The following is a 26587-nucleotide window of genomic DNA, read 5'->3' as shown; positions in this document are numbered from 1 at the left end:
GAGGTGAACACCCCCGCGGCCGAGACCGACGTCGACGACGACCTGGTCCGCCGCCTGATCCGCCTGCAGCACCCGGACCTGGAGGGCCCGCTGACCCTCGTCGCCAACGGCTGGGACAACGTCGTCTACCGCCTCGGGGAGGGCCTGTCCGTACGGCTGCCGCGCCGCCGGGCCGCCGCCGGCGACCACGTCCTCCACCAGGTGACTCTCCCCTAGGAATCGAGCCTCACCGGCTCACCGCGGGGGACGACGCCCTGCGCGGATACACGGCCGATACACGGCCGCGCGGTCACCGATACGAGGCCGCTGCGGCGTGGAGATCTTCGCCCCCCAGGGTGGGCGGCGTGCGCCCGAAGGCGTGCCCCGCGCGTTCGGAGGCGCGGGCAGGACCGTCGAAAGGTTCGACCGTGTTCAGCATCCGTGCACTACCGGGCAAACGCCTGACACCCGTGGCGATCGCGTGCCTGACCGGCCTGGCGAGCCTCGCAACCGCCGGCGCGGCCGGCGCCCACGCCGCCGAAGGACCTCTGACCTGGCGGAAATGCGCCCAGGCGGCCAAGAACTGGCCCGTCGCCGGCGACACCAGGACCGAATGCTCCACGCTGACGGTTCCCATGGACTACGCCAACCCGCAGGGCCGGAAGATAAAGATCGCCGTGAGCAGGATCAAGGCCACCGACCCGGGCAGGCGCCGCGGTGTGCTGGTCATCAGTCCCGGCGGCCCCGGCGTCACCAACATCGACGCGCCGGCGACGTACGCCGCCGGCGGGCTCGGCACGCTGGCCGCCGACCACGACCTGATCGGGTTCGACCCCAGAGGCGTCGGCTACAGCGACAAGATCAAATGTGACTGGGGGGACCCGCCGTCCGCCACGTCCGCCACCTCCCCCAAGGCGCAGGCGAGGGCCGCGTTCGACCAGGACGCCGCGTACAACAAGCGGTGCGCCGCCAAGGACCCCGGCTTCGTCCGGCAGCTGACCACCACGAACATAGCGCGCGACGTCGACGCGATCCGCGCGGCCCTCGGCGAATCGAAGATCAACTTCTACGGGGTGTCCTTCGGCACCGCGGTGGGCCTGAACTACCGGTCACTGTTCGACGACAGGGTGAACGCGATGTGGGTGGACTCGGTGATGCCGCCCGTCATCGACCTGGCCGCCATGGACGCCTCGGCGGACGCGCTCAACGAGAGACGCTTCACCGCGTTCGTCCCGTGGCTGGCCCGGCACGACACCGAGTACCACTTCGGGACGACCGACGCCATGGTCCGCAAGACCATATTCACGCTGCGTGACAAACTCCACCGCAAACCCCGCAAAATAGATGAAAACACCGTGATCAACGGTGAATGGGTCAGCCAACTCCTCGGAGGAGGACCGGGAAGCTGGGTCTCCTCCGCCAGAGACCTGGCCACCGTCCGTGAAGGCGGCGTCCCGCTGTCCGCGTCCCCCGGCCCGGGACCCGCGAAGACGTTCGGCTTCGACGACACCTCCCTGGGCCTGAACCTCATCCAGTACCAGGCGATCTTCTGCAACGAAGGCGTCGGCGGCCGCGACTTCGAACAGATGTGGGCGGCCGCGCAGGCCAGGAAGACCACCTTCCCCGCGACCGGCGGCTACTTCGAACGCAGCGGCTGGTGCGGGCAGTGGCCATGGCCCGCACGCCCGTGGAAACCCGTCAGGGGAACCAGCCCGCTGCAACTGTCCGGCCACCTCGACGAGGACGTCACACCGTACGCGTGGGCGGTTGAGGCGTGGAAAGCCGTCGGCGGGACACTGCTGACCGTCCAGGACGGCGCGCACGCCTCACTGCGCCGGCTGCCCTGCGCCTCGAAGGTGATCGACTTCTTCCGCACCGGCCGCACCGCCACGGGCACCTGTCCCGGCGCGTGACGACCGCGACCCCTCCCACGAACGGACCCACGATGCGCACGTTCCGGCGAATCGGCGCGACACTGAGCGCCATCCTCCTCAGCCTCACCCTGCCGACGCCCTCCGCCCAGGCGGCGGCCACGGACTTCACCGGCACCGCCGTCGCAGGCGGCTGCTCGGGATCACTGGTACGGGCCCCGGCCACCACGGCCGACGACAAAGCCCTCGTCCTGACCAACGGGCACTGCTACGAGGGCGCGTGGCCGGTGCCGGACGAGGCCCTGGTGGACCAGCCGTCCCATCTCCTGATCGACCTGCTCGGCCGCGAAGGCGAACCGGCGGTCACCCTGCACGCGGCCAGAGCCGTCTACGTGACCATGACCGGCACCGACATCGCGCTGTACCGGCTGGAGACCACCTACCGGCAACTGGAACGCGACCACCGCCTCCGGCCGCTCACGATGTCGACGGACCGTCCCGCACCGGGCACGGACATCCGGGTGATCTCCGCAGGCACGAAGAAGATCTTCTCGTGCAAAATCGACACGCTGGTCTACCGGGTGCTGGAGGTGGGCTACATGACCAAGGACGTCATCCGTTACACCCCGCGGTGCGACACCGGCCCCGGCACCTCCGGATCCCCGATCGTCGACGCCGGAAGCGGCAAGGTCGTCGGCATCAACAACACCAGCAACCGCGACGGCCGCCGATGCACGCTGGACAACCCCTGCGAGATGAACCGCGACGGCGCCGTCAGCGTGCGCAAGGGCGCCTCCTACGGAACCCAGACCTACCAGCTCGCCGCCTGCGTGGCAGCGGGCAACGAACTCGACCTGGAACGCCCCGGCTGCACGCTGCCCAGGCCGGGCACGCGATCCGCGGATCCCCACACGGCTCCGGACGCCTGACGGGCCGCGGAGCGGCCACGAGCGACCCACGACGTGGCCCTGGCGCGGCCCTGATGCGGCCCTGATGCGGCCCTTGGCCGGCCGGACGGCCAAGGGCCGCGCACCCGAAGCGCGCAGAGACGACGACGGCGGCGCCGGAAGAAACCGGTCAGGCCCGGCGGTCAGCCTGTTCGCTGAAGCAGGAGAGTGACGAAGCCCAGAACCCCCCGGTAACCGTGCAGCCACATGGCGCGATGCTCCAGGGCGGCCGCCCGGACCGCTTCGGCGTCCGGGCCGGGGTTCTCATTGGCCCAGCGCAGCAACGTCCCCGTCCAGGACCACTCGTAGTCATCCCATTCCGACAGGTCGCTGGTGTACGCGTAAACCGTGTCGAAACCAGCGGACTCGGCGGCGGCGACCGTACCCGGCAGGTCGAAATACTCCGACGGCTCCGCACCCAGCCGGGCGAGCGCCTCCGGCGTCGGCGCGCACTCCCAGAACCCCTCACCGACGAGCGCCAGCCCGTTCGGCCGCAGATAGCGCCGAACACGTTCGACGGCCGGGCCAAGACCCCCGAACGCGTGCGTCGCCCCGACGCAGATCACCAGGTCGTAGCGCTCGGCCACCGGGAAATCCGCAGCCGGCCTCTCGTGCAGCCGGACACGCTCCCAGACGCCCTGGACCTCGGCGTGCCCCTCGGCCGCCTTGAGCGCGTCGGCGGAGATGTCGACGCCGTCGGCGGTCGCGTCCTCGTAGAGTGCGAGCGCACGCAACGTCCACGCCGCCTCGCCGCAGCCGAGGTCCAGGATCCTCGCCCCCTCGGGCAACCGGGCCCGGCGCAACAGCCGGGTCACCTGCGCGCCGGAGACCGGCGCGGCGATGGGGTGGTCACGATGAGCGAGATGACTGATGAGCTGACGTTCCATGGCACCAATCTGTCCCATCCCCCACAGACGAGACCACACATTTCCGGCCCGACCCCGGAGGACACCGGCCGGAGGCGGCACTCGAAACACTTCAGAAGACCGCGAACCTCCGGCCCGCCCGCCGCATCCAATCCGTACGTGAACACAATCACGAAGGCACTCACGATCGCCGCCCTGTCCGCGACCTCCGCCGCGACGCTGCTCACCGGCCCCTCCGCCCACGCCGCCGCGGGGAACACCACCGCCTGCCCCACCCCGAGCAAGGCGGAGATCAAACGCTCCCACGACTCCAGGATCGACAAACCCGCCAGAGGCGCGGGAGCCATCAAGGGCGTGCGCATCGGCTACATCCCCAAAGGCTTCACCTACGGCGGAGTGGTGGCCGGCAGGCACAACGGCGTCACCGAATACGGCTACCAGTGGGGAGACAACCGGGCCAACGCCGACCCCAAGCAGCGCAGCCTGTGGGTACGCGTGCTCTGCTGGCCGGACGCCAGGAGACTCACCGACCTGAAGCGCCTCCCCGTGACCTACGGAACCTTCACCGAAGACGCGAAGACCACGACGATCGGCGGCCGTCGAGCACTGACGAAGCAAGGCGACGGCGCGCTCGGCGACGGGCGGTACGTCGGCTGGATCGAACGAGAAGGAACCGTCATCACCGTGATGGCCAGCACACCGCTCGTCCCCGACCTCAAAAAGATCGTCGCCGGCGTCCGCCTCCCCTGACGCGGTGACCGGCTCACCGGCCGGCTTGGAGGAAGCGCTGGCCGCCGTCCTGACGACGATGCCGACCGGCGCGATCCGCCGGCCCCGTTCGAGCCGCACCTGGGAGCACCGGAAACCCCTCGCCTGCGGCGCACGCCGACCGGCGCCCCGCACGGCCGGAGCGATCTCATCGTCCGCCGATGCCGTGCCGCCGCACTCGGCGTCGGCCAGGACGAGGCCGTGCCTTTGGAGACGAGCGCGCCGGGCGCGCTCTCGCCACCGGCTGCCGAGTCCCCAGGCGAGCCGGTCCGCACCGCCGTACGGGCTCTCCTGGCCCGTCACCGAACACCGATCGGGGGTGCTCGCGCATCGCGCCGGGATCCCTGCCAAGGCCGCTCGCCTGGGGCTCACGGCGCCCGGCGTCCGCTCACACGTCGGGATAGGCCATGAACACGGTGTTGACGGTGCGGGCGTCCTCGTCCGGCTCCTCGCCCGAGTACTTCATCAGCAGCGCCACGTACTCCTCGAAGAACGCCTCCAGCCGGCCCAGCGACACGCGGATGCTCCCCCGCGAGTAAGGGAACGCGTCGTCCCAGCCATCCTGGCCTGAGGTGTCGGCCAGAGCCTGCTGGAACTGCTGGATGTCGGCGGCGAACGCCCGCGTGTTCATCTCGTCCAGCACGGCACGCGTCTTGGCGTCCTGCCGGCTGCGCCGGGGGAACCGGAAGTCGGCCATGACGAAGCGCCACCACCGCTCCCGCCCGTGCCCCCTTGCCGGCGCCTCCTCGACGAAGCCGTGTTTGGCCAGCTCACGCAGGTGGTAACTGGTGGCACCGGTGTTGAGGTCGAGCTCGCGGGCGAGCGTGGCCGACGTCGCGGGCCCGTGCTTGTAGAGGTGGTCGAGGATGCGCCGCCGCCGGGGGTGCGTGAGCGACGTCAGAGCCTCCAGGTCGGTGACCTCATGACGCGCGGGCTCTCCAACCATGGTCGACAAACTAGCTGTGCACAATCCGTTGTGCAACTTTCGCCGCCCTGACCTGGCCGGACGTCCCCAACAGTGCACAACCCGTTTGCACAATCCATTGTGCACAGTCATTGTGTACTCATGAACCTCGCCTGGAAGGCCCTCCTTGCGGCCGGAGCGACCCTGACCGCCCTGCTGCCCACCCCCGCGGCGCACACCCGCTCATGCGCAGAAGCGACAACCCCCTGCCACGGCGAACTCCGCGTCCCCCTCGACTGGTCGAACCCCGGCGCGGAGAAGATCTCCGTCGCCTACCTGTGGATCCCCCGCGGCGACCGCAGCCGCCCACCCCTGACCACCGCGATCGCCAACGGCGGCGGCCCCGGACCACTCGACCCCTCCTACGCCGGGCTCGCCAAGACACTGCTCGGACCGCTGTCCGACCGGGTCGACATCCTCATGGTCGAACCACGCGGATTCGGCGAATCCTCGCCGCTGTCATGCCGCGGGCTCGACATCACCCGGCCGAACACGATCGAAGCGTGCGCGCACCAGATCGGCGACAGGGGCGGATTCTTCACCTCCGGCCAGGCCGCCGCCGACCTCGACGCCGTCAGAGCCGCACTCGGCGTCCGCGACGTCACCTTCGTCGGATCCTCCTACGGCACACTGCTCGGACAGGCCTACGCCACCCGCTTCCCCAAGCACCTGCGCGCCATGTTCCTCGAAAGCGTCATCGGCACCGGCGAGGACGGCTACGCCGAACAGGGCTTCCGCAACCAGCAGAAACTGGGCCTCAAAGCCCTGCGAAACGCGTGCCGCCGCTCACCCGCCTGCGCCAGGCACAACCCCGACCCGGCCGCCCTGTGGGACGAACTACTGAAACGACTCCGCGCCCAGCCCGACCCGAAGCTACCCATCGGCCAGACCGGCCACCTGCTCACCGCCGCCGCCAACCCCGACGCCAGATCCACCCTGGCCGCGGCGAACGCCTACCTCAAAGACGACCCGGCCCCACTGCGCCGCCTGATGAACCGCGCCACACCGCCCCCGCCCGACAGATCCCCCGCACCGGCCCTGTTCACCTACTACTGCGGCGACACCGGATTTCCCTTCGACCGCGACGCCCCCACCGCCGAACGCCTCCGGCAACTCAACGCCTACGCGCGACGCCACCACCTCTACGCGCCCTACCGGCCCTCCGAAGTCACCGGACCGGTCGCCGACTGGACGCGACAGTGCGCCCACTGGCCCACCCCACGCCAGAGCCCGCCGGTCACCGGCAACCGGCCGAACGTCCCCGTCCTGGCGATCAGCGGCCAGTTCGACTCCGACACCTCCCCGCTCGACGCCACCTCCGTGGCCGCCCGCCACCCCAGGGGACACGCCTACACCGTGCCCTTCGGAGGCCACGGCCAGCTGTTCGGATCCAACCCGCTCGGCGCATGCCTGCAGGGCGTCCTACGCTCCTTCATCGCCGACCCCACCACGCCGGCGCACCCTGACTGCACCGCGGAGAACTACCGGCTGCTCGGCGACTTCCCCACACAGGCACGCGAGCTGGCCATGCCGTACGGCCACGAACTGAGCGACAGGCGACGCCGGACCGTGGCAGCGGCCTTCGCGACAGCCGCCGACGCGATCGCACCCCTCAACCCGACCTCCCTCACCCCTGCGCCCCAAACCGAACCCGGCCTGCGCGGCGGCCGCATCCTGCGAACCGAAGGCGGGCCGACCACCCTCCACCAGGTCCGGTACGTCAAGGACGTCCAGGTCTCCGGAACCATCCGCCTCAACCCGAAAACCGCAACCGCGGCCCTCACCACCGCGTCCGGGAACCGCCTGTCGCTGAGCTGGCGGCCCTTCCGCGCAGAAAACCAGACCGAAGTCCACGGCGAACTCGACAACGAACCGTTCACCGTGCGAATCCCCACCCGGTAACCCCCTCACCCTGCCACTCCACGACAGGTGCAAGAACGCACGAAGCCGCCGCCCAAGACCACGGCCACGGGGGCCGGGCAGCATATCGGGGTGCCGGAGCGCGAGACGCCATCCGATGAGGGCGCCGTCGTCCTGGACATAGAGGGCGTAGCGGTCAAGGCCCAGATGTTCGAGCAGTCCGGAGGTGAGTTCGGCGAGGGCGTCGAAGGTGTAGGCGAACTCCCCCGCGAAAGGGGAGACCGAGTGGCCGAGGCCGAGGTGGTCCGGCGCGATGACATGGTAACGGTCGGCCAGCAGCGGGATGAGTTCGCGGAACACGAACGAGCTGGCAGGGTAGCCGTGCAGCAGGACGATCGCGGGGGCGTCTGCGGGGCCGGCCCGGCTGTTGGGACAGGCTCAGTGCGACGGTGATGCTCCTGGACGACCGCGACGACCTGGCCACCGTCCCGGCGGTCCTTCATCGTGCGACTACGATCACCAGGTGACGTACGCGGGAAATTGGGACCATCTGGAACCGGCTACCAAAGAGGCCTACCAGCGCTTCGACGCCCTCACCGAGCAGGGCCTCGACCCCGGCCCTGACACCGACTGGCGCCTCTACGGCACCTACGCCCACACCAAGCTCTGGCTCAGCCCGCAGGGCGGCCACGACTACGACGAGCGCGTCCTGCGCCTGGTCCGCACCGTGGCCGCGCGCGCCGTCGACTGGACTCCCGGCGACGCCTGGAACCTGGCCGAACGCGCCGGATACTGGGCCCGCCAAGGCCACACCCGCCACGAGGAGCTCTATCGGATCCCGCTGTCGGCCGCCCACCTGCTCCATCCGCAACAGCGCCGCGACCTGTTCGGCCACCTGACAGACCTCGGAGAGCTCCAGCCGCTCCTGGAGAGCCTGCTCACCGAAGACGGCCCAGACGGTGCGGTCAGGAACGTGATCGGGGAGGCCGACCCCTTCGCCACGATACTGGCCGAGGAGTACGGCCTCCGCCTGGCCGGAATGCTGCCGCTGCTACGTCACTGGGCCACCGCTGACACACCGGCCCCAGGCGACGGCTGGTTGCGGGTCGTCTGCGACCTGCTCACTCCTGAGGCCGTCACCCTGGTCCACGAGCTGGTCACCCGCCTGGCCGCCTACCGGGGCGGCCCGTTCGTCTGCCATCACGCCGACATCAGCTGGAGCGAGGACCGCTTCCTGAAGGGCCAGACCGTTTCGATGGCGCGCGGCCTGATCTGGACCTGCGAGGTCATTGACGAACCCTGGGTCCCGTCGCTGCTCGCCGACGCCGCCGTCACCTGCGGCACCGGCCACGACGGCCCCGGCTCCAGCTGCCGCAGCGAGACCGTCGCCAACGGGGCTGTCGGCGTGCTGGCCCGCCGGGGCGGGCCCGAGACAGTCACACCGCTGGCGCTCATTCAGGCGCGGGTGCGGGCGGCGTCCGTACAGGAGAACGCCACTCGCGCACTCGATGCGCTCGCCGACGCGGCGGCGCTGACCCGCGACCAGTTCCTCGACCGCGCTCTGCCCGCCACCGCCGCCACGCCCAGAGAGGTCGAGCAGGCGCACACGGCCGCGCGCCACCGCCTGGAGCAGGCGCTCATCCACCAGCGTGAATGGACCTGGCGTGAGGTCGGTGAACATCTCCTCGACCACCCCGTCACCGGCCCCGACGCACGCACCCTGGTGTGGCGGACCCCCGGCGGCCCCTCTGGCCTGCCCGTCAGAACCGTCGACGGCTGGGAACTGGCCGGGTACCACCCCGAGGGCCCTGTCACGTTGTGGCACCCGGCCGACGCAAGCGCCGAGGAGGTGAGTGCGTGGCGCGAGACGGGTCTGGCGCAGCCGTTCGAACAAGTCCTCCGCGAGGTGTACGTGAAAGAGCCGGACCGTGTCGCCGGTCACGTCGTGCGTTACGACCTGGCCCGGACGGAACTGATCCGGCACGGATGGACCGGCGTGTCGATCGGCTACTGGGAGCACGACTGTCACGAGGGGCAGGGCGAGGTGGTGCGCGACCTCGCGGGCTGGCAGGCCCGCTGGCTCCTGCGCGTCGTCGAGGGCATGTCCGACGAGGGCTGGGACCTGGACGCGCTGTGCGCGACCAACCCGATGACCTTCCACCGCGACGGCCAGAAGGTGCCCGCGGCGTCGGTGCCGCCACGGGTGCGGTCGGAGATCCTCCGGGAGGCCGACCTCACAGTCGCCGCCGCTTCGGCCGGCCCGGACGCCCAGCACCTGGTTGATTATTACGACGGATATTGGCACTAGAAGTCATGCGGCACCAACACGACGGGCACGTCGTCCAGCCACCTGGCCAGGCGCCCGGGCTGTCGAAGTCGTCGAGCAACCACACGCCCCACTAGCGCCAGGGCATGTGCTGAAGGCACCAGGTATTGCCGTCCGGGTCGGCGAAGTACGCGTAGAGCACGCCGCCGGAGTCCTCGATCTCGCTGATCTCGACGCCACGCCCGAGGAGTTGAGCGCGCGATGCCTCGATGTCGGCCACCACGAGGTGCAGACCGCGCAGAGTTCCTGGGGGCATGTCGAGTGTGGACAGGCCTTCGGTGAGCGTGATCGAGCATGCCGAACCGGGAGGAGTGAGCTGGACGACGCGGACACCGGGCTTGGGGTTGACGTCGACGTCGAGACGGAACCCGAGCTGGTCCTGGTAGAAGGCCTTGGCCCGTTCGATGTCGGTGGTCGGCACCGGCACGAGTTCCAGCAGCAGCGTGCCAGGGGGCACAGGCGGGTTGCCGGAGTCCTCGGGAACTTCCCCGAGGTCGGTCGGGATCTCGGTGACTGGTGCGGATGCGTCGGTCATGGATGGTGCCTTTCGTCAGGGGAGGTGTGGTGGCAGTGTGGCGAGTACAGCGGCGAGGCGGTCGTATCCTTCGCCGGCGCCGCGTTGCATGGAGCTGCGCACGACCATGTCGCGAATTTCGGGCGAGGAGTACTGCGCGGTGACGGTCATGGTGGTGTGTCCGTCTGTCTCGTCCAGAACGGTGGTGACCAGTGCCGCGCCGTCGGCCCAGTCACGGTGGATCTCGGTCTGTGTGAGGCGCACAGGCGGCACGACCTCACGGAACAGCCCGTGTAGTTCCATCTCGGAGCCACCCGGCCCTGTTGAGACGAACCGCCAGACACCGCCTGGGCGTAGGTCGACCTCGCAAACGGTGAGCTGCCAGCCGCGGGCGCCGTACCAGCGGCGGAGCAGTTCCGGCTCGGTGAGCGCGGCGAAGACCAGCGGCGCGGGAGCGGCGAAGGTCCGGGTGAGGACGAGGCCGGTGGCCCCGGACGCGACGACGTGCAGCCCGAGGCCGGGGTGGGGGGAGGTCACGTTTTGCCGTCCTGCAGGTCGTCCAGCAAGGCATCCAGTCGCTGATAGCTCGCTTCCCAGTAGTCGCGGTAGTCGGCCAGCCAGTCCGTGGCCGTCTTGAGCGGCTCGGCCACCAGCCGGCATGGCCGGCGTTGTGCGTCGCGGCCGCGGCTGATCAGGCCCGCCCGTTCGAGCACGCGCAGATGTTTGGAGACGGCGGGCTGACTCATCGCGAACGGCGCGGCCAGCTCGGTGACCGTGGCGTCACCCGCCGCGAGCCGGGCCAGGATGGCCCGGCGGGTGGGGTCGGCGAGCGCCGCGAACGTCGCGTCCAGCCTGTCGCTTGCAACCATTTCCATAACCCTCCGGTTCCATAACCTGATGGTTTTATATGTGCTAGCGTCCAGCTTTGTCAAAGTCGCAGACGCTCTGGGGGGCAACCATGGGAAAGGTCTTCACACAGGCGTCGGTCTCGCTGGACGGGTACATCTCCGGCCCCGGCCAGTCGGGCTTCGACAAGCTGTTCGCCTGGTGCACGGCAGGCCCCGTGGCCACGCCAACGGCCGATCCGGACCGGCTGACCTACCGCACCTCCGAGGCAACGGCCCGCTACCTGCGCCGACTCCAGGAGACGCTCGGAGCCTGTGTCATCGGCCGGAACCTGTTCGACCTCACCGCGGGCTGGAACGGGCGGCACCCGGGCGGCGTACCGGTGTTTGTTGTCAGCCACCGCCCACCACCGTCCAACTGGACGGCGACGACACCGTTCACGTTCGTCGGCGACGGCGTGGAGAACGCGATCGCGCGAGCCCGCGAGGTGGCCGGGCGTTGCGACGTCGGCGTCGGTCCCGGCGGCACCGCGGCCGACGCGCTGAAGGCCGGCCTGCTCGACGAGTTGCGGCTGGACGTCGTGCCGGTGGTACTCGGCGGCGGCACGCCTGTGCTGGCCGGGCTCAACGCCACAGCACCGATCAGCTTCGAGCAGGCGGAGATCATCGAGGGAATCGGTGTGACTCACATGATCTATCGCCGCACGCCCCGGACACCGGCGTAATGCAAGAGATCCGCCTCTGTCGCCGACCGCCAACCGACCCGCCCCAGCGACCGATCACATAGGCCCCCCGCTCAGGCCCATGCCACCAGCCGCAAAGCAACGCCGCACAACCGATCATGCGTGCCTTGACCCGGCAAGGCGGCAGAGCGCCATGCCACACCAGCGAGCAAAGGACGGGACAGCCGGCCCGAACTCCACCACGCCGTCCCAGCCGCCGCACAACTCCTTCCGCTCCAGCAGGCCGGTCACGGCGTCGATGACCCGACGGCACATCTCACCCCGCGGAACCGACGATCACCGCGCCGAGGCGAGCCGTGGATACGCCATACCCTCGGGAGTACCCACCCGGCAGCAGAGAAGGCTCCGATCCCCGCCCACCCCGCCAGGACATCGGCCACCGACCCGAACAGAGCCGGGACACAGGTCTCACAGGCCCGCGTCCTCACGCATGTCGAAGGCGTCGCGGGCGTGTTCGATGGCGGGCATGTGCTCCGACGCCCAGGCCAGCAGGACGTCGATGGGCTGCCGCAAGGTCTTGCCGAGCGGTGTGATCCGATACACGATAGCCACCGGCCGCGTGGAGAGAACCTCACGTTCGATCACCCCATTACGCTCCAGGCGGCGAAGAGTCGTGGTCAGCGACTTCTGCGTGACCGCGGGCATGGCCCGGCGCAGCTGGTTGAAGCGGCAGGGGCGTTCACAGAGCTCGTTGAGCACACCGAGGGACCACTTGTCGAGCACCTGATCGAGGAGTTCGCGGTGCGGGGCGTCGATGCGGAGCTCGCCGTCGGTATCCATGGTGAAACCTGGTCTCGTTGAAGTGCCTTTCTCCTACTAGGTAGCTTACAGATACCTACATTGACAAGGAGAAACAGCCATGACCATCAAGCACTTCACCCCAGAAGGCCTGCTCCAGCCCACCCCCTACCACCATGTCGCCGTCGGCACGGGCACCACACACGTCCATGTCAGCGGGCAGGTCGCCCGACAGGCCGACGGAACCCCGGTGGCCCCCGGCGATCTGGCCGGACAGGTCGCACAGGCCCTGCGCAACACCGCCGCCGGCCTGACCGGCGCAGGCGCCTCGTTCGCGGACGTGTTGCGCCTGACGTTCTATGTGACCCGGTGGAGCCCGGAGAAGATCGGCGACCTCATGGCCGGAGTCGAGACCGTCGCCGAGGAGATCGGCCTTCGGCTCCCCATGCCCCCGGCCTCCCTCATCGGCGTCGACCACCTCTTCGAGCCGGACGTCCTCGTCGAGGTCGAGGCGACCGCACTGCTCGACTGATCCGGCGCACGCAGCCGTGCCCGGCCACCGCACGGCCACGCACGGCACGAACCGGTCAACATGGCGTTCAGCGGCCGATGCTCTCCAGGTCCGCCACATCCTCACCGGAGAGGGAGAGCCCGGCACCGACGATGTTCTCCCTCAGATGGGCTGCCGATGATGTGCCGGGGATGAGCAGGATGTTCGGTGAGCGCTGCAACAGCCAGGCCAACGCGACCGACATCGGCGTCGCCCCAAGCCGCGCCGCGACCCTCCAGAGCGCATCGGACTGTAGCGGCGTGAAGCCCCCCAGCGGGAAGAACGGCACGTAGGCAATGCCGGCGGCGGCGAGCCTGTCGATGAGGTCGTCGTCGTGGCGGTGGGCGAGGTTGTACATGTTCTGCACACAGACGATTCGAGCGATACCGCGGGCCTCGGCGACCTGCTCGGTGGTGACGTTGCTGACCCCGAGGTGACGGATCAGACCCTCTCGCTGGAGTTCGACGAGCGTCGCGAACGCCTCGGCGAGCGAACCAGGCTTAGGGCCTTCGGCATCACCCATGCGCATGTTGACCAAGTCGAGGGTCTCGGCCCCGAGAGACCGGAGGTTCTCATGGACCTGCTTGCGCAGATCTTCGGGCCGCCGGGCCGTGGGCCAGCCGCCTTGCGCGTCTCGGTTCGCCCCCACCTTGGTGGCTATGAACAACGACTCCGGGTAGGGATGCAGCGCCTCACGGATCAGTTCGTTGGTGACGCGCGGTCCGTACGCGCCGCTGGTGTCAACGTGGGTGATACCGGCCGCGACGGCCGCGCGCAATACCGCCAGGGCGCCATCGTGGTCGGCGGGAGGCCCCATGACCCCCGGGCCGGCGAGTTGCATCGCGCCGTAACCGAACCGGGTGATGGTCGCGTTGCCCAGTGTCCAGGTGCCGCCGGGAAGTGATGCGGTCGCCGCGTTCATCGTTGTGCCTTTCGCTTATCGCCGTGGGTGGCGTTTTCAACCCTCCGGACGAGTATTGGAGAGCTACTTCCCATAGGAAAGTAGGCACCCTGAAGTGCGTAACTCTCCCAAAGGCGAAAGGGCGAGATCGACGAAGCCGACGAAGGCCGCCCAGAGAGCGCGGGCCAAGATGGAGTACAACGCGTTCCTGGCCGCGCGCCCCAAGGCCAGAAGCCGCAGCCGGTCGTCATCGGCCGCAGCCGACTCATCGCCGACACCGGAATGAGCGCGTTCCTACGCTTCTACCGGGCCGACCAGTCCCGCAACCGGTCGAGCGGGGCAAACGCGGGGCTCAGGCTCGCCATCGCCCGCTCCCTCGCCCGCACGCACGCACGGCGGCGACGTCGAGCCCCGGCGAAGGCGCCCGCTTCCGCCTCACCCTGCCCCTCCGCACGGTCAGGACCCCTCTCCCCGTAAGGAACGCCCCGGCGGACAGCACCTACCCCGAGACGAAGCACCGTCAGGGTCGAGGACCGCATCGCGCCAGCCCTCGGGCACCACGTGCTCCAACGGCACCACCTCGACGGCCGCGTAGAAGTCGGCGTCAGAGCCGTCGTAACGCCGCAGCAGGCCCAGAGCGTCCATCACCGGCTTGAAGGTGTCGTTACCGGAGCGGAACCGCACTGCCTTGAGCAGCTTGGGCAGGCCGCGCCGGTAGTGGTGGGACTAGGAGCCACGCAGCTTGGTCCACACCCGGGTGCGCAGCTCCTCCTCGTTCGCCTTGGCCTCGGCGATGGTGAAGTTCCGCTCGAACATCGCCTCGGCCGCGCCCAGCACGCGTTCGATCCGGAATGTCTTCAGCGACTCGATCCGGTCTTCGCGGCAGCGCGCCAGCAGCGCGCCGCGCAGCCGATCCCGCGACACCTCCGCCGGGCAGATCTTGGCGGCCAGCCAGTCGGCGAGCTTGTCCTCACCGCCGACGGTCGGCTCGCGGAAGTCGTGAAACTTCCTGATCTGCGCCCGGTGACACTCGATCGTGCGCCCGGACCAGTCGTAGGCGGCGAACAACGCCGCGTCCACCTTGACCTGTCCCGCCATGAACTCCACCGCCGGGCGAGGCAGGCCCTCCCGGCGCGGGAACCTTGCCTCAAGCTCGAAGAACTTCAGCATCAGGCCGAAGCCGAACCGAGTCGCCCCGGACTCGTTCGCCAGTAGCGCGAACTCCTCCATATCCAGCGTCCAGCACTCGATCAGGTCCTCGACCTCCCATTCGCGTCGCATGTCCCGCACCCCTTCTCCCGAACCTCCAACGAAGACCAGGAGAAACATGGTTTGTAACCACCCGACTACCGACTGATATGTCGTACCCGTGATGGCGACACAACGCGCCAGAGATATAACGCTTTGCCACTTTGCGGCCAGACCCACGAAGGAATCCATGGCCAAATCCCATAACGCCAGTTACTTTGCGGCTGGTGACACAGACCCGAGCGGGGGCCACCGAGGGCGAGAAGCGGAAGCCCACCAACTAACCGATCGGGGCACCCTGCCCGACCATCCGCACCAGGCTGCTGGCGGAGGTGACGGCGGGCGGCACTCCGAAATCCTCAGCACACCGCCCGGTTCGATGACAGCGGGCAGGTGCGGCACCGGTGCACCGCTTGCCAGACCTGCCCACTGTCGAACCCGCCGAGAGTTGACGCACCCCGACAACTCCGGCCGAGCACCGGGCCGGCTCCTTGCCGCTCACCCGGCCGCGCCACAGGACGGGCAGCAGGACGCGGGCCGCGTAGGCGGAGGCCCGGTCAGCCGCGTCGGCGCAGTTCGGCGTTGATGCGCAGGGCCTCGGCGAGCTGATCTTCCAAGATGATGATGCGGCAGGCGGCCTCCAGAGCGGTGCCCTGGTCGACCAATTCCCGGGCGCGGGCGGCCAGGCGCAGCTGGTAGCGCGAGTAACGGCGGTGACCGCCCTCGGAGCGCTGCGGCTCGATCAGCCTGGCGGCGCCCAGACTGCGCAGGAACGCCGGGGTGACGCCGAGGACCTCCGCGGCCCGCCCCATGCTGTAGGCGGGGTAATCCTCATCGTCGAGTTTCCGGCCGGGCCTGTCACCGGCCTCATCGGGGAGCGTCTGAGCCGCCTCCGTCTCCGCCTTCTCGGCGGTGTCCCGGGGGTGAGAGCCCGGGGATGTGACTGCTTGATCCATACAACCTTCCCTAACGCGGACGAGGGCCCCGGCGCCATGATGCGCCGGGGCCCAGAGGTTCAACACCATCTACCGGCCTTATGGCCGATTCACTGCTTCCGCACTGACCGCCCGCAAAGGCAGGGGTGCGGGGATCGCGTAAGCGTAACCGTAAACCACCGTCCAATCCGTGGAGGTGCGGTACCCGTGCGGCGAACTTCAGCCGACGACGGGCGATCCTGATGGCGTTCAACACTCCCTTCGGTATCTCTACTTCGACTTCATCTGTCACTACTTCGGCAGCGCGTCCACGGCAAGGACCCTTCGATCCTGCTGGCCCCGGCACGTCCGACCTTCTGCCCGTCCACCTACGTCATCTCCTGCTATCCACGTCCGTCCGGGCAGTTCGTCGTGATGCCTACCCACTGCTCTGCCCTCGTGGATCCGTTCCTTGCGATGCCAGAAATCCTAGCCCCCCTTACGGCAGATGTCTATTCTGGCCACTACAGATTTTCGGTAGTGGCGAAGCCAGGACGAGCTCCCACATCGAAAGGGACAGGTCGGCAACAGCCCGGTCGATGCTGTCGCACAGCTCAACGCACACCAGCAGGCCGGTTTGGTCCAGCAGATACCACAGCCCATGAAGCAGACCCACAAGCGACGGACGACCGGTGGCCATGCCCTCGACGCGTCGCCGCAGGCGAGCCAGGAACCCCACGCGGTGGAGTCGCAGAAGAGCCATCATCAGGAGCCCAGGCAACCGACACCACCCAACCGCCCTGACTCAATCGAACTGACACCGCCTCAGCAGAAGGCGGTGAACATGGGGCGCGGCTCAGCGAAGGTGTGGCCAACCTCGGCTTCAGCGGCAGCGCACTGCCGGACCCGTTCACCGCCCACGCCATGCAGGGCACTCCCACGGACATGATCAGCGCCAAGACCCGCCGCACACGGCCTCCTCGAGGCCATCCGCGAGAGACACCCACAAACACCACCCTGTACCCAATCCAGGAGGACACCCCAGGCCCCCTCGCACCCGACTTCGACAGCGAGACCTGCGATTCAAGACCACCGGCGATCCAGCCGAACACGCCGCCGACCGACTCACGCCCAACATCATCCGCGACCCAATCACCAAATCCTCGAACAACGCACGGCCGACGACCCAAACCTGCACTACGGCCGCGACCTATATGGCGAACGGACCACGCCGACCCCGCCGGACACCACCACATCGGCGAGAACTTCGCGCCCCGAGGCAGGGGCCGGCGCACGGTTCCGGCAGCCCGGACAGCCGATTCGAGCAGTTACCTGCGAAACGCCGAACCACACCCCAGGGCCGCTTGGGTCTCCTTGAGGGGGGTCTTTAGTCCTTTGTTGTTTTTGATCTTGAGGCCCAAGCGGGCGCCTTTACAATGTAGATCATTAACTTCAAAGAATGGGCCCCCGCCGGAGTGCACACCCGTTTACGCTGGAGGTGAACGAATGTGCACCTCCTGTCCCCCTTCCCATGGAGAGTCGCAGTGCCCCCTCAGCCAGCCGAGGCGCCTCATCCGCGCCTCCTCGTCGCCGTCCTGGCCTTCTGCGGCGTGGTCGTGGCCGTCATGCAGACACTCGTCATCCCTCTCCTGCCGCACGTCCCCGCGCTCACTGGGAGCACCCCGACCGCCGCGAGCTGGCTGGTCACCATAACCCTGCTCAGCGGCGCCGTCTGCACCCCCGTTCTCGGACGGATCGGCGACATGTACGGCAAACGCAAGGTCCTGCTGGCCTCCCTCGGCCTGCTGACCATGGGATCGGTGCTGTGCGCCGCCAGCTCCCAGATCGGCGTGCTCATCGCGGGCCGCGCCCTGCAGGGAGCCGCGCTCGCCGTCATGCCGCTCGGCGTCAGCATCATGCGGGACGAGCTCGCACCCGGCCGGCTGCTCTCCGCGGTGGCCCTGATGAGCTCCACCCTGGGCATCGGCGCCGCCATCGGGCTCCCCCTCGCCGCACTGGTCGTCGAGAACGCCGACTGGCACACCATGTTCTGGGTCTCGGTGGGTCTGGGTCTGCTCGACATCGCACTGGTGCTGCGCTACGTGCCCGAGTCACCGCTGCGCGCCGGCGGCCGGCCCGACGTCCTGGGCGTGCTCGGCCTCTCCACCTCCCTGGTCAGCCTGCTGCTGGCGGTGACCCAGGGCGGCGACTGGGGCTGGACCTCCACTCCCACCCTCGCCCTGCTGGCCGCCGCCGTACTGATCGGGCTGCTCTGGGGAGCCCACGAACTGCGCGCCCCCTCCCCCATGGTCGACCTGCGGGTCTCCGCGCGGCCCGCGGTGCTGCTGACGAACCTCGCCGCCCTGCTGATCGGCTTCGCCTTCTACGCCAACTCGCTGGCCACCGCGCAACTGGTGCAGGAGCCCACGAACACCGGGTACGGCCTGGGCGCCTCCATCGTCGTCAGCGGCCTGTGCCTGCTGCCCGGCGGTGTCGCGATGGTGTTCCTGTCCCCCGTCTCCGCCAGGATTTCGGCCGCCTACGGCCCCAAGGTCACCCTGGCGGTCGCCTCCGCATGCATGGCCGCCGGATACATGGTGCGTTTCTTCACCAGCCACCAGCTGTGGACGATCGTCCTCGGCGCGACCGTGGTGTCCGCAGGCACCGCCATCGCCTACTCCGCCCTGCCCGCGCTCGTGATGCGCGCGGTGCCGGTGAGCGAGACCGGCGCGGCCAACGGCCTCAACACACTGATGAGGTCGATCGGCCAGGCGGCGTGCAGCGCGGTCGTCGCCGCGGTCCTCGCCCACGTCACCTTCCAGGTCGCGGGCCGTACCGTGCCGACCCTGGGCGCCTACCTGACGGTCTTCGTCATCGCCGGGGCCGCCGCGCTCCTCGCTCTGGCCGTCACTCTGTGTCTACCGGGCGGACAGGCTCCGGCCCCGTATACCGTCGGGCAGGACCGTACGGCGGGCGCAGCCGAGCGCCCACCGGCGGCGCTCGCCCAGGAGAGCAGCCCATGAGCGTGCACACCACCGGAAGGCAGACCGAGGAATCCCGGGACACCGGAACCCGCAGCGGCCGGGACGCGATCCTGCGCGCCGCCCGGCGGGCCTTCACCCTGCGCCCGTACGCCGAGGTGACCTTACGCGGCATCGCCACGGACGCGGGGGTGAGCGCCTCGCTCATCGTCAAGCACTTCGGCAGCAAGGAACAGCTCTTCAACACCGTCGCCGACTTCGGTCCCGACACCGACGAGCTCTTCGCGGCCCCCCTTGAGGCGCTCGGCAGGCACATGGTGCTGACACTGGTGCGCAGCCGCCGCGAATTCCAGCGGGATCCGATGCTGCGTGTCGTGTTCTCCCTGGGCAACACCGATGAGCGTTCCCTGCTGCGGGACCGCTTCCACGAGCAGGTCACCGCGCGGCTGACCACGCTGCTCCCCGGCCAGGACAACGCCCTGCGGGCGGAACTGGTCGCGGGCCAGTTGCTCGGGCTCGGAGCCACCCTCGCGCTGCACCCCTCGGGCGCAGCAGCGCAGGCCGACGCCGAAGGCATCGCCGACCTCTACGCACCCGCGCTGCAACGCCTGATCACCGGCTGATCCGGCCCGCTGATAGCTTTAGGGCGTAAGGAGACGGGAGGGAGCCACAGGTGGTCGTCTTCGCGGGCCAGGGCGACGCGCGCCGTTCCATGGCTCTGCTGTGGCGTTCCGCCGGTTCCGCCGAGGAGTCCCGGCCCGGTCCGAAACCGGGACTCAGCGTCGATCTGATCGTGGACACGGCGATCGCCCTCGCCGACGCCGAAGGCATGGCGGCGCTGTCCATGCGGGCGGTCGGCGAACGGCTCGGACGTTCGGGAATGGCCCTCTACACCTACGTCCCCAGCAAGGGCGAGCTCGTCGACCTGATGTACGACCGGGTCCTGGGCGAGCTGCCGACCGGCTACGGGCACGAGGAGGGCTGGCGGGCGGCCCTGACGGTGTGGGCCCGCGACACCTGGGAGTTCTACCTGCGCCATCCCTGGGTGCTCCAGGTGTCGCAGGCCAGGCCCGTGCTCGGTCCCAACGAGTACCTCAGCCTTGAGACGCTGGTGCGCATTCTGCGTGAGACCGGCCTCGACGCCCCCCGGATCCGGGGGATCGTCGGCACGCTGTTCCACTTCCTGCGCGGTTCGGCGGGGACGGTCTCCGAGGTACGGCAGGCCCCCGCCGCCACCGGCGTCTCCGACGAGGAGTGGTGGCTCGTCCGTTCGGCCACGCTGCTGGAGATCGCCCCCGGCCTGACCGAACGGTTCCCCGCCGTGGCCTGGCTCGAAGGCGCGACGGCCGCCACCTCCTCGCAGGACGACGGTCTGCCCTACCTCGAACGTGAGGCCAGGAAGAGCTTCGAGACCGGCCTGGCCGTACTCCTCGACGGCATCGAGGCGACCGTCGCGGGCTGACACCGCTGTTCCGGCAGCACGTCCAGCCCTATGGCGAGGTACCGCTGGACGTCGCCAAGCGCCTGTTCCTGGAGAGCCGCAGGAGGGCGCCGGCCGCCGGGATGCCGGTCAGGCGGCAGCCGGTCGCTCACGTCCTGGCGCGACGGCGGTTCGTGCTGATCACCACTGCCGCCACGGCCGTTCTCGCACCTGCTCTGTTTCGCCGTGGTGGCAAGCGGCGCGACCGGCGGGCTCAGTTCCAGGTCGCCCGCTTGAGAATCGTGCCGAGCCGGCTGTCGCTCCACCGGTCGAAGATGAGGATCTTCGACGTGGGCAGGTACCAGATCCGCTCCTGGTAGGAGACGCCGGTCCTCTTGGCCGACTGCGTCGTGCAGCCGACGCGCCAGACGCGGTAGGTGGCCTGGTGTCCCGCGCCCACCGGGCGGAGGGCACGTGCGACGAGCTTTCCGGGGAAGTCCTCCACGTAGCGCTTGTCGGGTGCGCAGGCCGAGAGCCCGTTACCCGGGTGGTATTGCTCCTTGGGATCGTAGGGGTTGCCGTGGCGGCCCAGGGAGATGCCCTCCGGCCCGACGAGGTAGAACCCGCGGCACTCGACGGCGAGCCGGTCGCAGCCGCCGGTCTTGACGTGGATGCCCCACATGTCTTCTTTTCCGACTTTCCAGGTCTTGGGAATCTGGAGCGTCATGCCGCGGAAGGTCAGCGGCTTGGTCGCCGCGCTCTGCGCGGGCGCGCCGGTGAACAGGAGAGAGGCGGTCACAACCAGGGTCGTCAACATGATCCAAGGCTAGGGAAGCCCGCTTGTGGCTCGGCTGCAACGCGCTTGTAGCGCGCTCGAACGGCCACGCTGGGCTCCCGGCACCGTTCCTTCCGGGCCCTCCGGTCGTTCGCCGGAGGTGAGCGCGTTTCGAGGGAAGCCCTGAAGAGCCTGCGCATCGGGCTGACCGGCCCCGACCTGTTCGCTGTCCTCGGCTCCCTGCCCGGCTGGCTGGTGCCGCCCGGGCCGCCGAGCGAGTTCTCGGTGGACGACCGGCCCGCCGAGGTGCGTGAGCGGTGGCCGGCCGGTGTCGATCCGCTCATCGCTCACCGCGGCTTCGGCCCCGACAACGGCATCCGCGAGGCCGCGGTCGAAAGCGGCTACCGGGAGGCGTGCCCCGGGGCGGACCGCAACTACCTCGGCACTCCGGCCGGCATCCGAAACCACCGCAGGAAGGCCCGGCACCAGGACCGTTTCGCCGTGGAGACCGCCGGGCGGGCTTCGGCTCACCCGGCGGTGCCGTGATCGACAACGTCCTGCACCGGCTTACCGCCAACGGCTATCCGATTGATCCAGACGCCCCGGTCAAAGGCCCTTCAAGACACGCTCAAGTGCCGACCGGCCTGCGGGCCCCCAGTTCGGCTTGCCGCCGGGCAGGCCACGGTCCCCGTTCTGGCCCATCAGCATCAAAAACAGGCCCTTCATCGCGGCCAGCCCCCGCGCCCGTCGGATCGTCGCCTCATCCGCCTGTGCGTAGCCGTTGAAGAACCGTGAGGCACCCCCTGTGGGGAGCAGCACCCAGGCGGCCGCAAGGTCCCACGCCGGGTCGCCGGCGAACACGTCGCCAAAGTCGACGACGCCCGCCAGTGTGCCGTCCGCCACGACGACGTTCGCGGGATGCAGGTCACCGTGCACCCACACCCGCGGGCCCTCCCACTCGGGAGCCGCGACCGCGTCGTCCCACACGGCCCGGATGTCGTCCTCGGCAAAACGCCCGAGATCCACGGTCCGCAGGAAGTACTCGAAGCCGTCCGTGCACTCCTTGGGATGGCCACCACGGTCCGAGGCGTCCGGCGCGTCGGCGGGCGCCTCCACATGCAGCGCCTTGAGGAAGGCCGCCAGCATGTCGGCCGCGTGGTCCCCGCGGGTGATTGAGCCGTGGTCCAGCGGTGTGCCTTCAACCCATGTCATGACGGTCCAGATCTTGGGGAAGCGTTCGGACGGTGCACCGCTCCGCACCGGGGTCGGGATCGGAAGCGGCAGCCGCGAGGCCAGCACCGGCAGCCAGCGCCGCTCCTTGAGCTGCGGATCGGGGCCGTTGTCCATCCGCTGCATCCGGACGACCAACTCGTCTCCCAGGCGCCACATCTGGTTGCCCCAGCCGCCCGCCACCTCGCGGATAGGCAGCTCGGCCAGATCCGGGTGCTGTTCCCGCAGTAGGTCACGGACCAGATCTTCGCTGATCTCAATCTCGGATTCGATCATGCGAAGTCACAGTACTTGAGGTAGGCGGAGCCAGCCCTGCCTTGGGAGGATCCGGCTCCCGGTTCGATCCCCCAGGTTCTCGTGGTGCCCGGTGGTCCCGGGCACGCACCGACTCAAGGGGGTCGCGCCTTCCACGGCTTCGGGGATCAATCAGGACGTGGTTAGCGATAAGCCCCTGATGATCAGGTCGCGGCCGTGATGCGGGTGGCGTAGACCCGGCGGGCCTTGCGCTCGGCGGAGCTGGCGGATTCGGTGGCGAGGGCGGCGGCCTGCTGCAGCGCGGTGCGGTGGAGTTCGAGCGGCGCGGTGATCCGGAGGGAGTGGCCCTGGCCGCGGCGGATGGTCCGGCCGGAGGAGAGCGCGCTGCGTCGACACAACGAAAGGCCACCGGGCGGGAACCCGGCAGCCTTCGGAGTGGTCGGGATGGTCAGCACGCCGCTGCGGCGGCCTTGCCCGTGGCCGCCCACCGAGCTGGGCTCTGATTTCTGCGAGGCTGTGCGACCTCGCCAGTCTCACGGCCCGGCTCCTTCCCAATGAGTCACGTCAAAGGCCGCTGTTGCGTAATCGTAATACGAGCCAAACTCGTTATTAGTCACAGAAAGATTGAAGCCCCGCGAAACATTACGAGGGACGGTGCGGCTCGGAGACAGTTCCTCATCGTCGAGGTCGTCGTTGTTGCAGCTCGCCCCTTCGTAAAGTTGCAGCCATGGCCGGGCGGAAACCACTTCGGTGCCAAGCAGCCGCAGCGTGATGCTTAGCTGGCCCCTGGTTTCACCACCTGCGCACGTCCAGACAAACACATGCGCTGTACGACCGTTGTGTGTAAGGATGCGGTTTGCCTTGATTCTCAGAGTGCTGCTCGTACTGCTCCCGAAGAGTCCACCGTGGTCGTACACGTGTAGGGTTCCTCTGACCCAGACAGTGTGAGTGGGGACTGCCGCAGCGGGCTGCGTCATACCCGCGAACGGGATGGGAGTCAGCAGAACCGCAGCCGCCGTGAGATATGCGAATTTCATCTTTGAACCTCGCTGACGCGAGCACTGCTTACCGTGGACAGCAGCAGGTGTGTGCACTATTACTGGCGAGCGGAGCGGCTCCCGCATTTGGGGCCTTGCTTCAAGCCTCTTATTTATTCTCCCACTACTGCCATCTCGCTGCAAGAGGACACCAGCGCTGCGATCGGCCGGTACCAGCCCGTCGCCATCCCCCGGTTGGGCAGCGCCGAGGACCGTGCCGAGGCATACCGCCGACTACGGTCCAGGACCGTACCACCCGAACAAGTCCGTGGCCGTGCGCCGCTCTGCGCTGCTGCAGGGAATGCGTTCCCGCATGGCGGTGCCGATCTTCTCCGCGCCGCCACGCGGGCGGGTAACACGTCCGTGGCGGGGCCGGGGTGGGCGCGCTCGACGTGGGGTCGCGCATCTCGGTCAGGGCCTCGTACCAGTCGTCGAAGCTGCCGCTGGCATCGACTTCGTGCTGCAGCACGTCGTTCTCCGCGATGGCGTAGCCGGAGGACACTGTGCAACCGGGCTGGACAATGGGCTTCCCCTATCCCTCGTCGTCTTCGTGGTTCCCGGGCGTCGGCCGGGTCGCGCAGCGGCCGCAGGCCGCCGCCGGCCGGGCCGGAGTGCCGGAAGCTGTAGCGGCCCAGCACATTCAAGTTGGCGTGCTTGAGCGGGGAGAGCCGGGCGAGGTCCTCGTCCAGGACGTCGTGCTCGCGCTGGTCGGCGGGCAGGGAGCGCAGCTGCTCGACGGCGGCGTCCAGGTAGCGGGTGGTCCACAGCACCGCGGCGTTGAGGACCAGGCCGAGCGCGCCGAGCTGGTCCTCCTGGCCGTCGCGGTACGCCTGCATGATCTGGCCGCGCTTGCCGTGGCAGATGTCGCGGGCGAGCTTGTGGCGGGACTCCTGGACGGTGAGCTGGCGGTTCATCTGGCGCCGGTAGGTGTCGTCCACCGGGTCGACCACCCGCAGCAGGTGCAGCGTCTTGGCGATCCGCCCGTACTCCATGAACGCCTGCCCGAGCGGGGTCGGGCGGCCTTCGCGGCCGAACATCCGCAGCAGGTCGTAGGCGCGGACCTGGCCGGTCACCAGGGAGCCGGCCACCCGCAGCATGTCCGGTCAGTGCGTGGCCACCTTGCCCAGGTTGACCTTGTTGCGGGCCAGCGGCTCCAGCGGCCCGTACCCGTCCGGCCAGGTGCTCGGCCACCGGCTCCTCAAGGCTCAGCCCGTGCAGCACGTCCGCCTGGACCGCCTCCCACTGCGCGCCGTCCAGTAGGCGCGCCCGCGGATCGGCCCAGCGGTTGGACGGGGAGGCGAACACGTCCCGGCGCCCGAGCGCCTTGTGCAGCTGTTCCAGCACGCACACCGCGTAGGCGTCCCGGTCCACCGCCCCCGGCGGCAGGTCGGGGTTGGAGAACACCGCCTTTTTCCAGGCCGGCGGCACCAGCTTCTGGTCGATCTCCCGGGGCAGCAGCGGCTTGGCCTTCACCTTGCGCCGCGCCAGCGCCGGGAGGCGCTTCACGGCCTCCAGCACCCGCTTGCCGCCGGAGGCCGCCCCGAGCGCGCTCGACTCGCCGAGCAGCGACAGGAACGGGCGCACCGTGCTGTAGCGGCCGGCCAGCTGGCGGCGCATCTCCGCCTCGGACTCGTCGTCGCCCGGCGGCAGCAGCTCGTCCAGCAGCCGCACCGCCGCCTCGACCTCGGCGCGCGGCCCGACCTCGGTCTCCAGTGCCAGGAAGAGCGCCGCCGCGTCCAGGTCGGCGCCAGCCTCGGCGACCAGGTCCAGCTGCTCGGACCACAGCCGGTACACCGCCTGCACCGTGCGCGACGCCTTCGCCAGCCGGGGCCGGAACGCCAGCCACTCCTTGTCCGTGGCCCGCTTCGCCACGTTCAGCAGCTTCACCTGCATCAGCAGCGCGAACACGTCCAGCGCGTCGTCGATCGCCGACGCCTCCAAGTGCCGCACCACAGAGGTCAGCAGCGCGGTGCGCCGCGGCTCCCGGGCTCGTTCCAGGATCGGCGCCTTCGAGCCCAGCCCGACCCGGGCCAGCGTCGCCAGCCGGTTCGGCGGCACCTTGTCCAACTTCACCCGGCCCAGATGGAAGGCGGAGATCTCGTCCACCCGCTCCAGCGCCTTCGCCATGCTCGTGCCGGTCGTTCGTGTCGGCGGCCGGCGCAGCCGCTCCAGCTCCGAGATCCGCTTGCCCTCCGGCACCTGCAGCAGCGCCACCAGTTCCGCGGGCAGCGAGCGGTCCGCCCGCCGGGCGGCGTTGGCCACCGTGGCGTGCAGCCGCCGCTCCGCGACCGTGCGGACCTCCGCGACCTGCCGCACCAGCGCCGACACCCCGGGCAGCAGCACCCGGTTGCGCCGCAGCCACCCCACCGCCTGGTTGAACAGCGCCACCGGCCCCTCGGCGTGCGTCCAGGCCCGCCCGTGCAGGAAGGTGCGGAACCGCCTGCCCCACGCCGCGTCCTCGAACTGGTGGTAGCCGTAGGCGTCCCGGATCTCCCAGGCGTGCTCGTACGCCGTCATCTGCCGTTCGGTGTACCGCTTCACCACCGAGGGGTCCTCCACGCCCAGGTGCTCGGCCACGTACGCGACCACCGACCACGGCATGTCCAGCGGGTCCTCCAGGAAGAGCCCCAGGTACCGGACCGTGCACATCTGCAGCGCGAAGCCCAGACGGTTGTGATCACCCCGCCGTTTCCCGATCAGCCGCCGGTCCACGTCATCGAGGTAGAAGAACCTCTCCATCTCCGGGCGCGTCGGCTCTTCAACGAACCGTCCGTACGCCCCGGCCTGCTCATCCGTCAGGAACTCCATCGGCACGGGGCGGACGGTATCCGCCAGCCGATCACCTCATGCGATCT

General features: G+C 69.3%; 26 protein-coding genes and 2 pseudogenes. 12 read left to right on the top strand and 16 right to left on the bottom strand.

Going from position 1 to position 26587, the window contains the following annotated elements; genetic code table 11:
• The first annotated feature begins 3 nt into the window (after positions 1-3).
• The 3 genes from ABZ470_RS16710 (at position 4) to ABZ470_RS16700 (ending at position 2779) form a co-directional block, all read left to right on the top strand.
• Positions 4-216, top strand: coding sequence for a hypothetical protein (locus ABZ470_RS16710; protein WP_362911922.1), 213 nt, complete (start codon positions 4-6; stop codon positions 214-216).
• Positions 217-407: 191 nt separating this feature from the next.
• Entirely contained in the window at positions 408-1892 is a 1485-nt protein-coding gene (locus ABZ470_RS16705) for an alpha/beta fold hydrolase (protein WP_362911921.1), read from the top strand.
• Between the two features lie 32 nt (positions 1893-1924).
• Entirely contained in the window at positions 1925-2779 is an 855-nt protein-coding gene (locus ABZ470_RS16700; RefSeq protein ID WP_362911919.1) for a serine protease, read from the top strand.
• Positions 2780-2940: 161 nt separating this feature from the next.
• On the opposite strand, the gene ABZ470_RS16695 is transcribed toward ABZ470_RS16700, so the two are convergent.
• Positions 2941-3684 carry a class I SAM-dependent methyltransferase gene (locus ABZ470_RS16695; protein ID WP_362911918.1) on the bottom strand — a complete coding sequence of 248 codons (744 nt, stop codon included), beginning with the start codon at positions 3682-3684 and terminating at the stop codon, positions 2941-2943.
• Between the two features lie 138 nt (positions 3685-3822).
• Between ABZ470_RS16695 and ABZ470_RS16690 the strand changes: the two genes are divergently transcribed.
• Positions 3823-4413 carry a hypothetical protein gene (locus ABZ470_RS16690; RefSeq protein ID WP_362911917.1) on the top strand — a complete coding sequence of 197 codons (591 nt, stop codon included), beginning with the start codon at positions 3823-3825 and terminating at the stop codon, positions 4411-4413.
• A gap of 406 nt (positions 4414-4819) precedes the next feature.
• On the opposite strand, the gene ABZ470_RS16685 is transcribed toward ABZ470_RS16690, so the two are convergent.
• Entirely contained in the window at positions 4820-5377 is a 558-nt protein-coding gene (locus ABZ470_RS16685) for a helix-turn-helix domain-containing protein (protein WP_352013372.1), read from the bottom strand.
• A 120-nt stretch (positions 5378-5497) separates the two neighbouring features.
• Between ABZ470_RS16685 and ABZ470_RS16680 the strand changes: the two genes are divergently transcribed.
• Positions 5498-7297: an alpha/beta fold hydrolase gene (locus ABZ470_RS16680; protein WP_362911916.1), complete on the top strand. Its 1800-nt coding sequence runs from the start codon at positions 5498-5500 to the stop codon at positions 7295-7297.
• 144 nt (positions 7298-7441) lie between these two features.
• Here ABZ470_RS16680 and ABZ470_RS16675 read toward each other — a convergent pair.
• A pseudogene (locus ABZ470_RS16675) lies at positions 7442-7615 on the bottom strand (alpha/beta fold hydrolase); the annotation flags it as partial.
• A 163-nt stretch (positions 7616-7778) separates the two neighbouring features.
• Here ABZ470_RS16675 and ABZ470_RS16670 point away from each other — a divergent pair.
• Positions 7779-9563 carry a DUF4132 domain-containing protein gene (locus tag ABZ470_RS16670; RefSeq protein ID WP_362911915.1) on the top strand — a complete coding sequence of 595 codons (1785 nt, stop codon included), beginning with the start codon at positions 7779-7781 and terminating at the stop codon, positions 9561-9563.
• Positions 9564-9654: 91 nt separating this feature from the next.
• Here ABZ470_RS16670 and ABZ470_RS16665 read toward each other — a convergent pair whose 3' ends face one another.
• Genes ABZ470_RS16665 through ABZ470_RS16655 form a run of 3 tightly spaced genes read right to left on the bottom strand, consistent with a single transcriptional unit; the run spans position 9655 to position 10964 of the window.
• Positions 9655-10116 carry a VOC family protein gene (locus ABZ470_RS16665; RefSeq protein ID WP_362911914.1) on the bottom strand — a complete coding sequence of 154 codons (462 nt, stop codon included), beginning with the start codon at positions 10114-10116 and terminating at the stop codon, positions 9655-9657.
• A 15-nt stretch (positions 10117-10131) separates the two neighbouring features.
• Positions 10132-10632 carry an SRPBCC family protein gene (locus tag ABZ470_RS16660; protein ID WP_362911913.1) on the bottom strand — a complete coding sequence of 167 codons (501 nt, stop codon included), beginning with the start codon at positions 10630-10632 and terminating at the stop codon, positions 10132-10134.
• The gene (locus ABZ470_RS16655; RefSeq protein WP_362911912.1) at positions 10629-10964 is read right to left on the bottom strand and encodes a metalloregulator ArsR/SmtB family transcription factor; all 336 of its coding nucleotides are present in this window, start codon (positions 10962-10964) and stop codon (positions 10629-10631) included. The genes ABZ470_RS16660 and ABZ470_RS16655 overlap by 4 nt, the downstream gene beginning before the upstream one ends.
• A gap of 89 nt (positions 10965-11053) precedes the next feature.
• Here ABZ470_RS16655 and ABZ470_RS16650 point away from each other — a divergent pair, with 89 nt between their 5' ends.
• Positions 11054-11665 carry a deaminase gene (locus ABZ470_RS16650; protein ID WP_362911911.1) on the top strand — a complete coding sequence of 204 codons (612 nt, stop codon included), beginning with the start codon at positions 11054-11056 and terminating at the stop codon, positions 11663-11665.
• 426 nt (positions 11666-12091) lie between these two features.
• On the opposite strand, the gene ABZ470_RS16645 is transcribed toward ABZ470_RS16650, so the two are convergent.
• Positions 12092-12463 (bottom strand): helix-turn-helix domain-containing protein, encoded by a 372-nt coding sequence (locus tag ABZ470_RS16645; protein WP_362911910.1) that lies wholly within the window; start codon positions 12461-12463, stop codon positions 12092-12094.
• Between the two features lie 79 nt (positions 12464-12542).
• On the opposite strand from ABZ470_RS16645, the gene ABZ470_RS16640 reads away from it, so the two are divergent.
• On the top strand, positions 12543-12953 hold the full coding sequence (locus tag ABZ470_RS16640; RefSeq protein WP_362911909.1) for a RidA family protein: 411 nt from the start codon (positions 12543-12545) through the stop codon (positions 12951-12953).
• Positions 12954-13020: 67 nt separating this feature from the next.
• On the opposite strand, the gene ABZ470_RS16635 is transcribed toward ABZ470_RS16640, so the two are convergent.
• The 4 genes from ABZ470_RS16635 to ABZ470_RS16620 all read right to left on the bottom strand — a co-directional run bounded on the left by ABZ470_RS16635 (position 13021) and on the right by ABZ470_RS16620 (position 15932).
• Positions 13021-13893 (bottom strand): oxidoreductase, encoded by an 873-nt coding sequence (locus tag ABZ470_RS16635; RefSeq protein WP_362911908.1) that lies wholly within the window; start codon positions 13891-13893, stop codon positions 13021-13023.
• Between the two features lie 435 nt (positions 13894-14328).
• Positions 14329-14520, bottom strand: coding sequence for a hypothetical protein (locus ABZ470_RS16630; RefSeq protein WP_362911907.1), 192 nt, complete (start codon positions 14518-14520; stop codon positions 14329-14331).
• Between the two features lie 78 nt (positions 14521-14598).
• Entirely contained in the window at positions 14599-15153 is a 555-nt protein-coding gene (locus tag ABZ470_RS16625) for a DUF4158 domain-containing protein (RefSeq protein ID WP_362911906.1), read from the bottom strand.
• A gap of 524 nt (positions 15154-15677) precedes the next feature.
• The gene (locus tag ABZ470_RS16620) at positions 15678-15932 is read right to left on the bottom strand and encodes a MerR family transcriptional regulator (protein WP_362912143.1); all 255 of its coding nucleotides are present in this window, start codon (positions 15930-15932) and stop codon (positions 15678-15680) included.
• Between the two features lie 1646 nt (positions 15933-17578).
• On the opposite strand from ABZ470_RS16620, the gene ABZ470_RS16615 reads away from it, so the two are divergent.
• From ABZ470_RS16615 to ABZ470_RS16605, 3 genes are read left to right on the top strand one after another with little or no spacing between them, the layout of a single operon-like run.
• The gene (locus ABZ470_RS16615; RefSeq protein WP_362911905.1) at positions 17579-19057 is read left to right on the top strand and encodes an MFS transporter; all 1479 of its coding nucleotides are present in this window, start codon (positions 17579-17581) and stop codon (positions 19055-19057) included.
• Positions 19054-19638, top strand: a complete 585-nt coding sequence (locus ABZ470_RS16610; protein WP_352013352.1) for a TetR family transcriptional regulator — start codon at positions 19054-19056, stop codon at positions 19636-19638. Before ABZ470_RS16615 ends, ABZ470_RS16610 begins: the two co-directional genes overlap by 4 nt.
• 50 nt (positions 19639-19688) lie before the next feature.
• Complete coding sequence (locus ABZ470_RS16605; RefSeq protein ID WP_362911904.1) at positions 19689-20477, top strand: TetR/AcrR family transcriptional regulator; 789 nt, start codon at positions 19689-19691, stop codon at positions 20475-20477.
• A gap of 232 nt (positions 20478-20709) precedes the next feature.
• Here the strand turns inward: ABZ470_RS16605 and ABZ470_RS16600 are convergent, their stop codons facing one another.
• Positions 20710-21252: a hypothetical protein gene (locus ABZ470_RS16600; RefSeq protein WP_362911903.1), complete on the bottom strand. Its 543-nt coding sequence runs from the start codon at positions 21250-21252 to the stop codon at positions 20710-20712.
• Positions 21253-21495: 243 nt separating this feature from the next.
• On the opposite strand from ABZ470_RS16600, the gene ABZ470_RS16595 reads away from it, so the two are divergent.
• A complete protein-coding gene (locus tag ABZ470_RS16595; RefSeq protein WP_362911901.1) occupies positions 21496-21756 on the top strand; it encodes a hypothetical protein in 261 nt (86 codons plus the stop codon).
• A gap of 60 nt (positions 21757-21816) precedes the next feature.
• On the opposite strand, the gene ABZ470_RS16590 is transcribed toward ABZ470_RS16595, so the two are convergent.
• The 4 genes and pseudogenes from ABZ470_RS16590 to ABZ470_RS16575 all read right to left on the bottom strand — a co-directional run.
• Positions 21817-22716: an aminoglycoside phosphotransferase family protein gene (locus tag ABZ470_RS16590; RefSeq protein ID WP_362911900.1), complete on the bottom strand. Its 900-nt coding sequence runs from the start codon at positions 22714-22716 to the stop codon at positions 21817-21819.
• Between the two features lie 182 nt (positions 22717-22898).
• Positions 22899-23093 carry a hypothetical protein gene (locus ABZ470_RS16585; RefSeq protein ID WP_362911898.1) on the bottom strand — a complete coding sequence of 65 codons (195 nt, stop codon included), beginning with the start codon at positions 23091-23093 and terminating at the stop codon, positions 22899-22901.
• Between the two features lie 135 nt (positions 23094-23228).
• Positions 23229-23612: a hypothetical protein gene (locus ABZ470_RS16580; RefSeq protein WP_362911897.1), complete on the bottom strand. Its 384-nt coding sequence runs from the start codon at positions 23610-23612 to the stop codon at positions 23229-23231.
• Positions 23613-24298: 686 nt separating this feature from the next.
• Positions 24299-26546: pseudogene (locus ABZ470_RS16575) on the bottom strand (DUF4158 domain-containing protein); the annotation flags it as partial.
• Between the last annotated feature and the right edge of the window lie 41 nt (positions 26547-26587).

Origin of the sequence: Streptosporangium sp. NPDC020072, from assembly GCF_040631445.1 — a bacterium.
Lineage (GTDB): Bacteria > Actinomycetota > Actinomycetes > Streptosporangiales > Streptosporangiaceae > Streptosporangium.
This window is presented reverse-complemented; position numbering and strand designations above follow the sequence as displayed.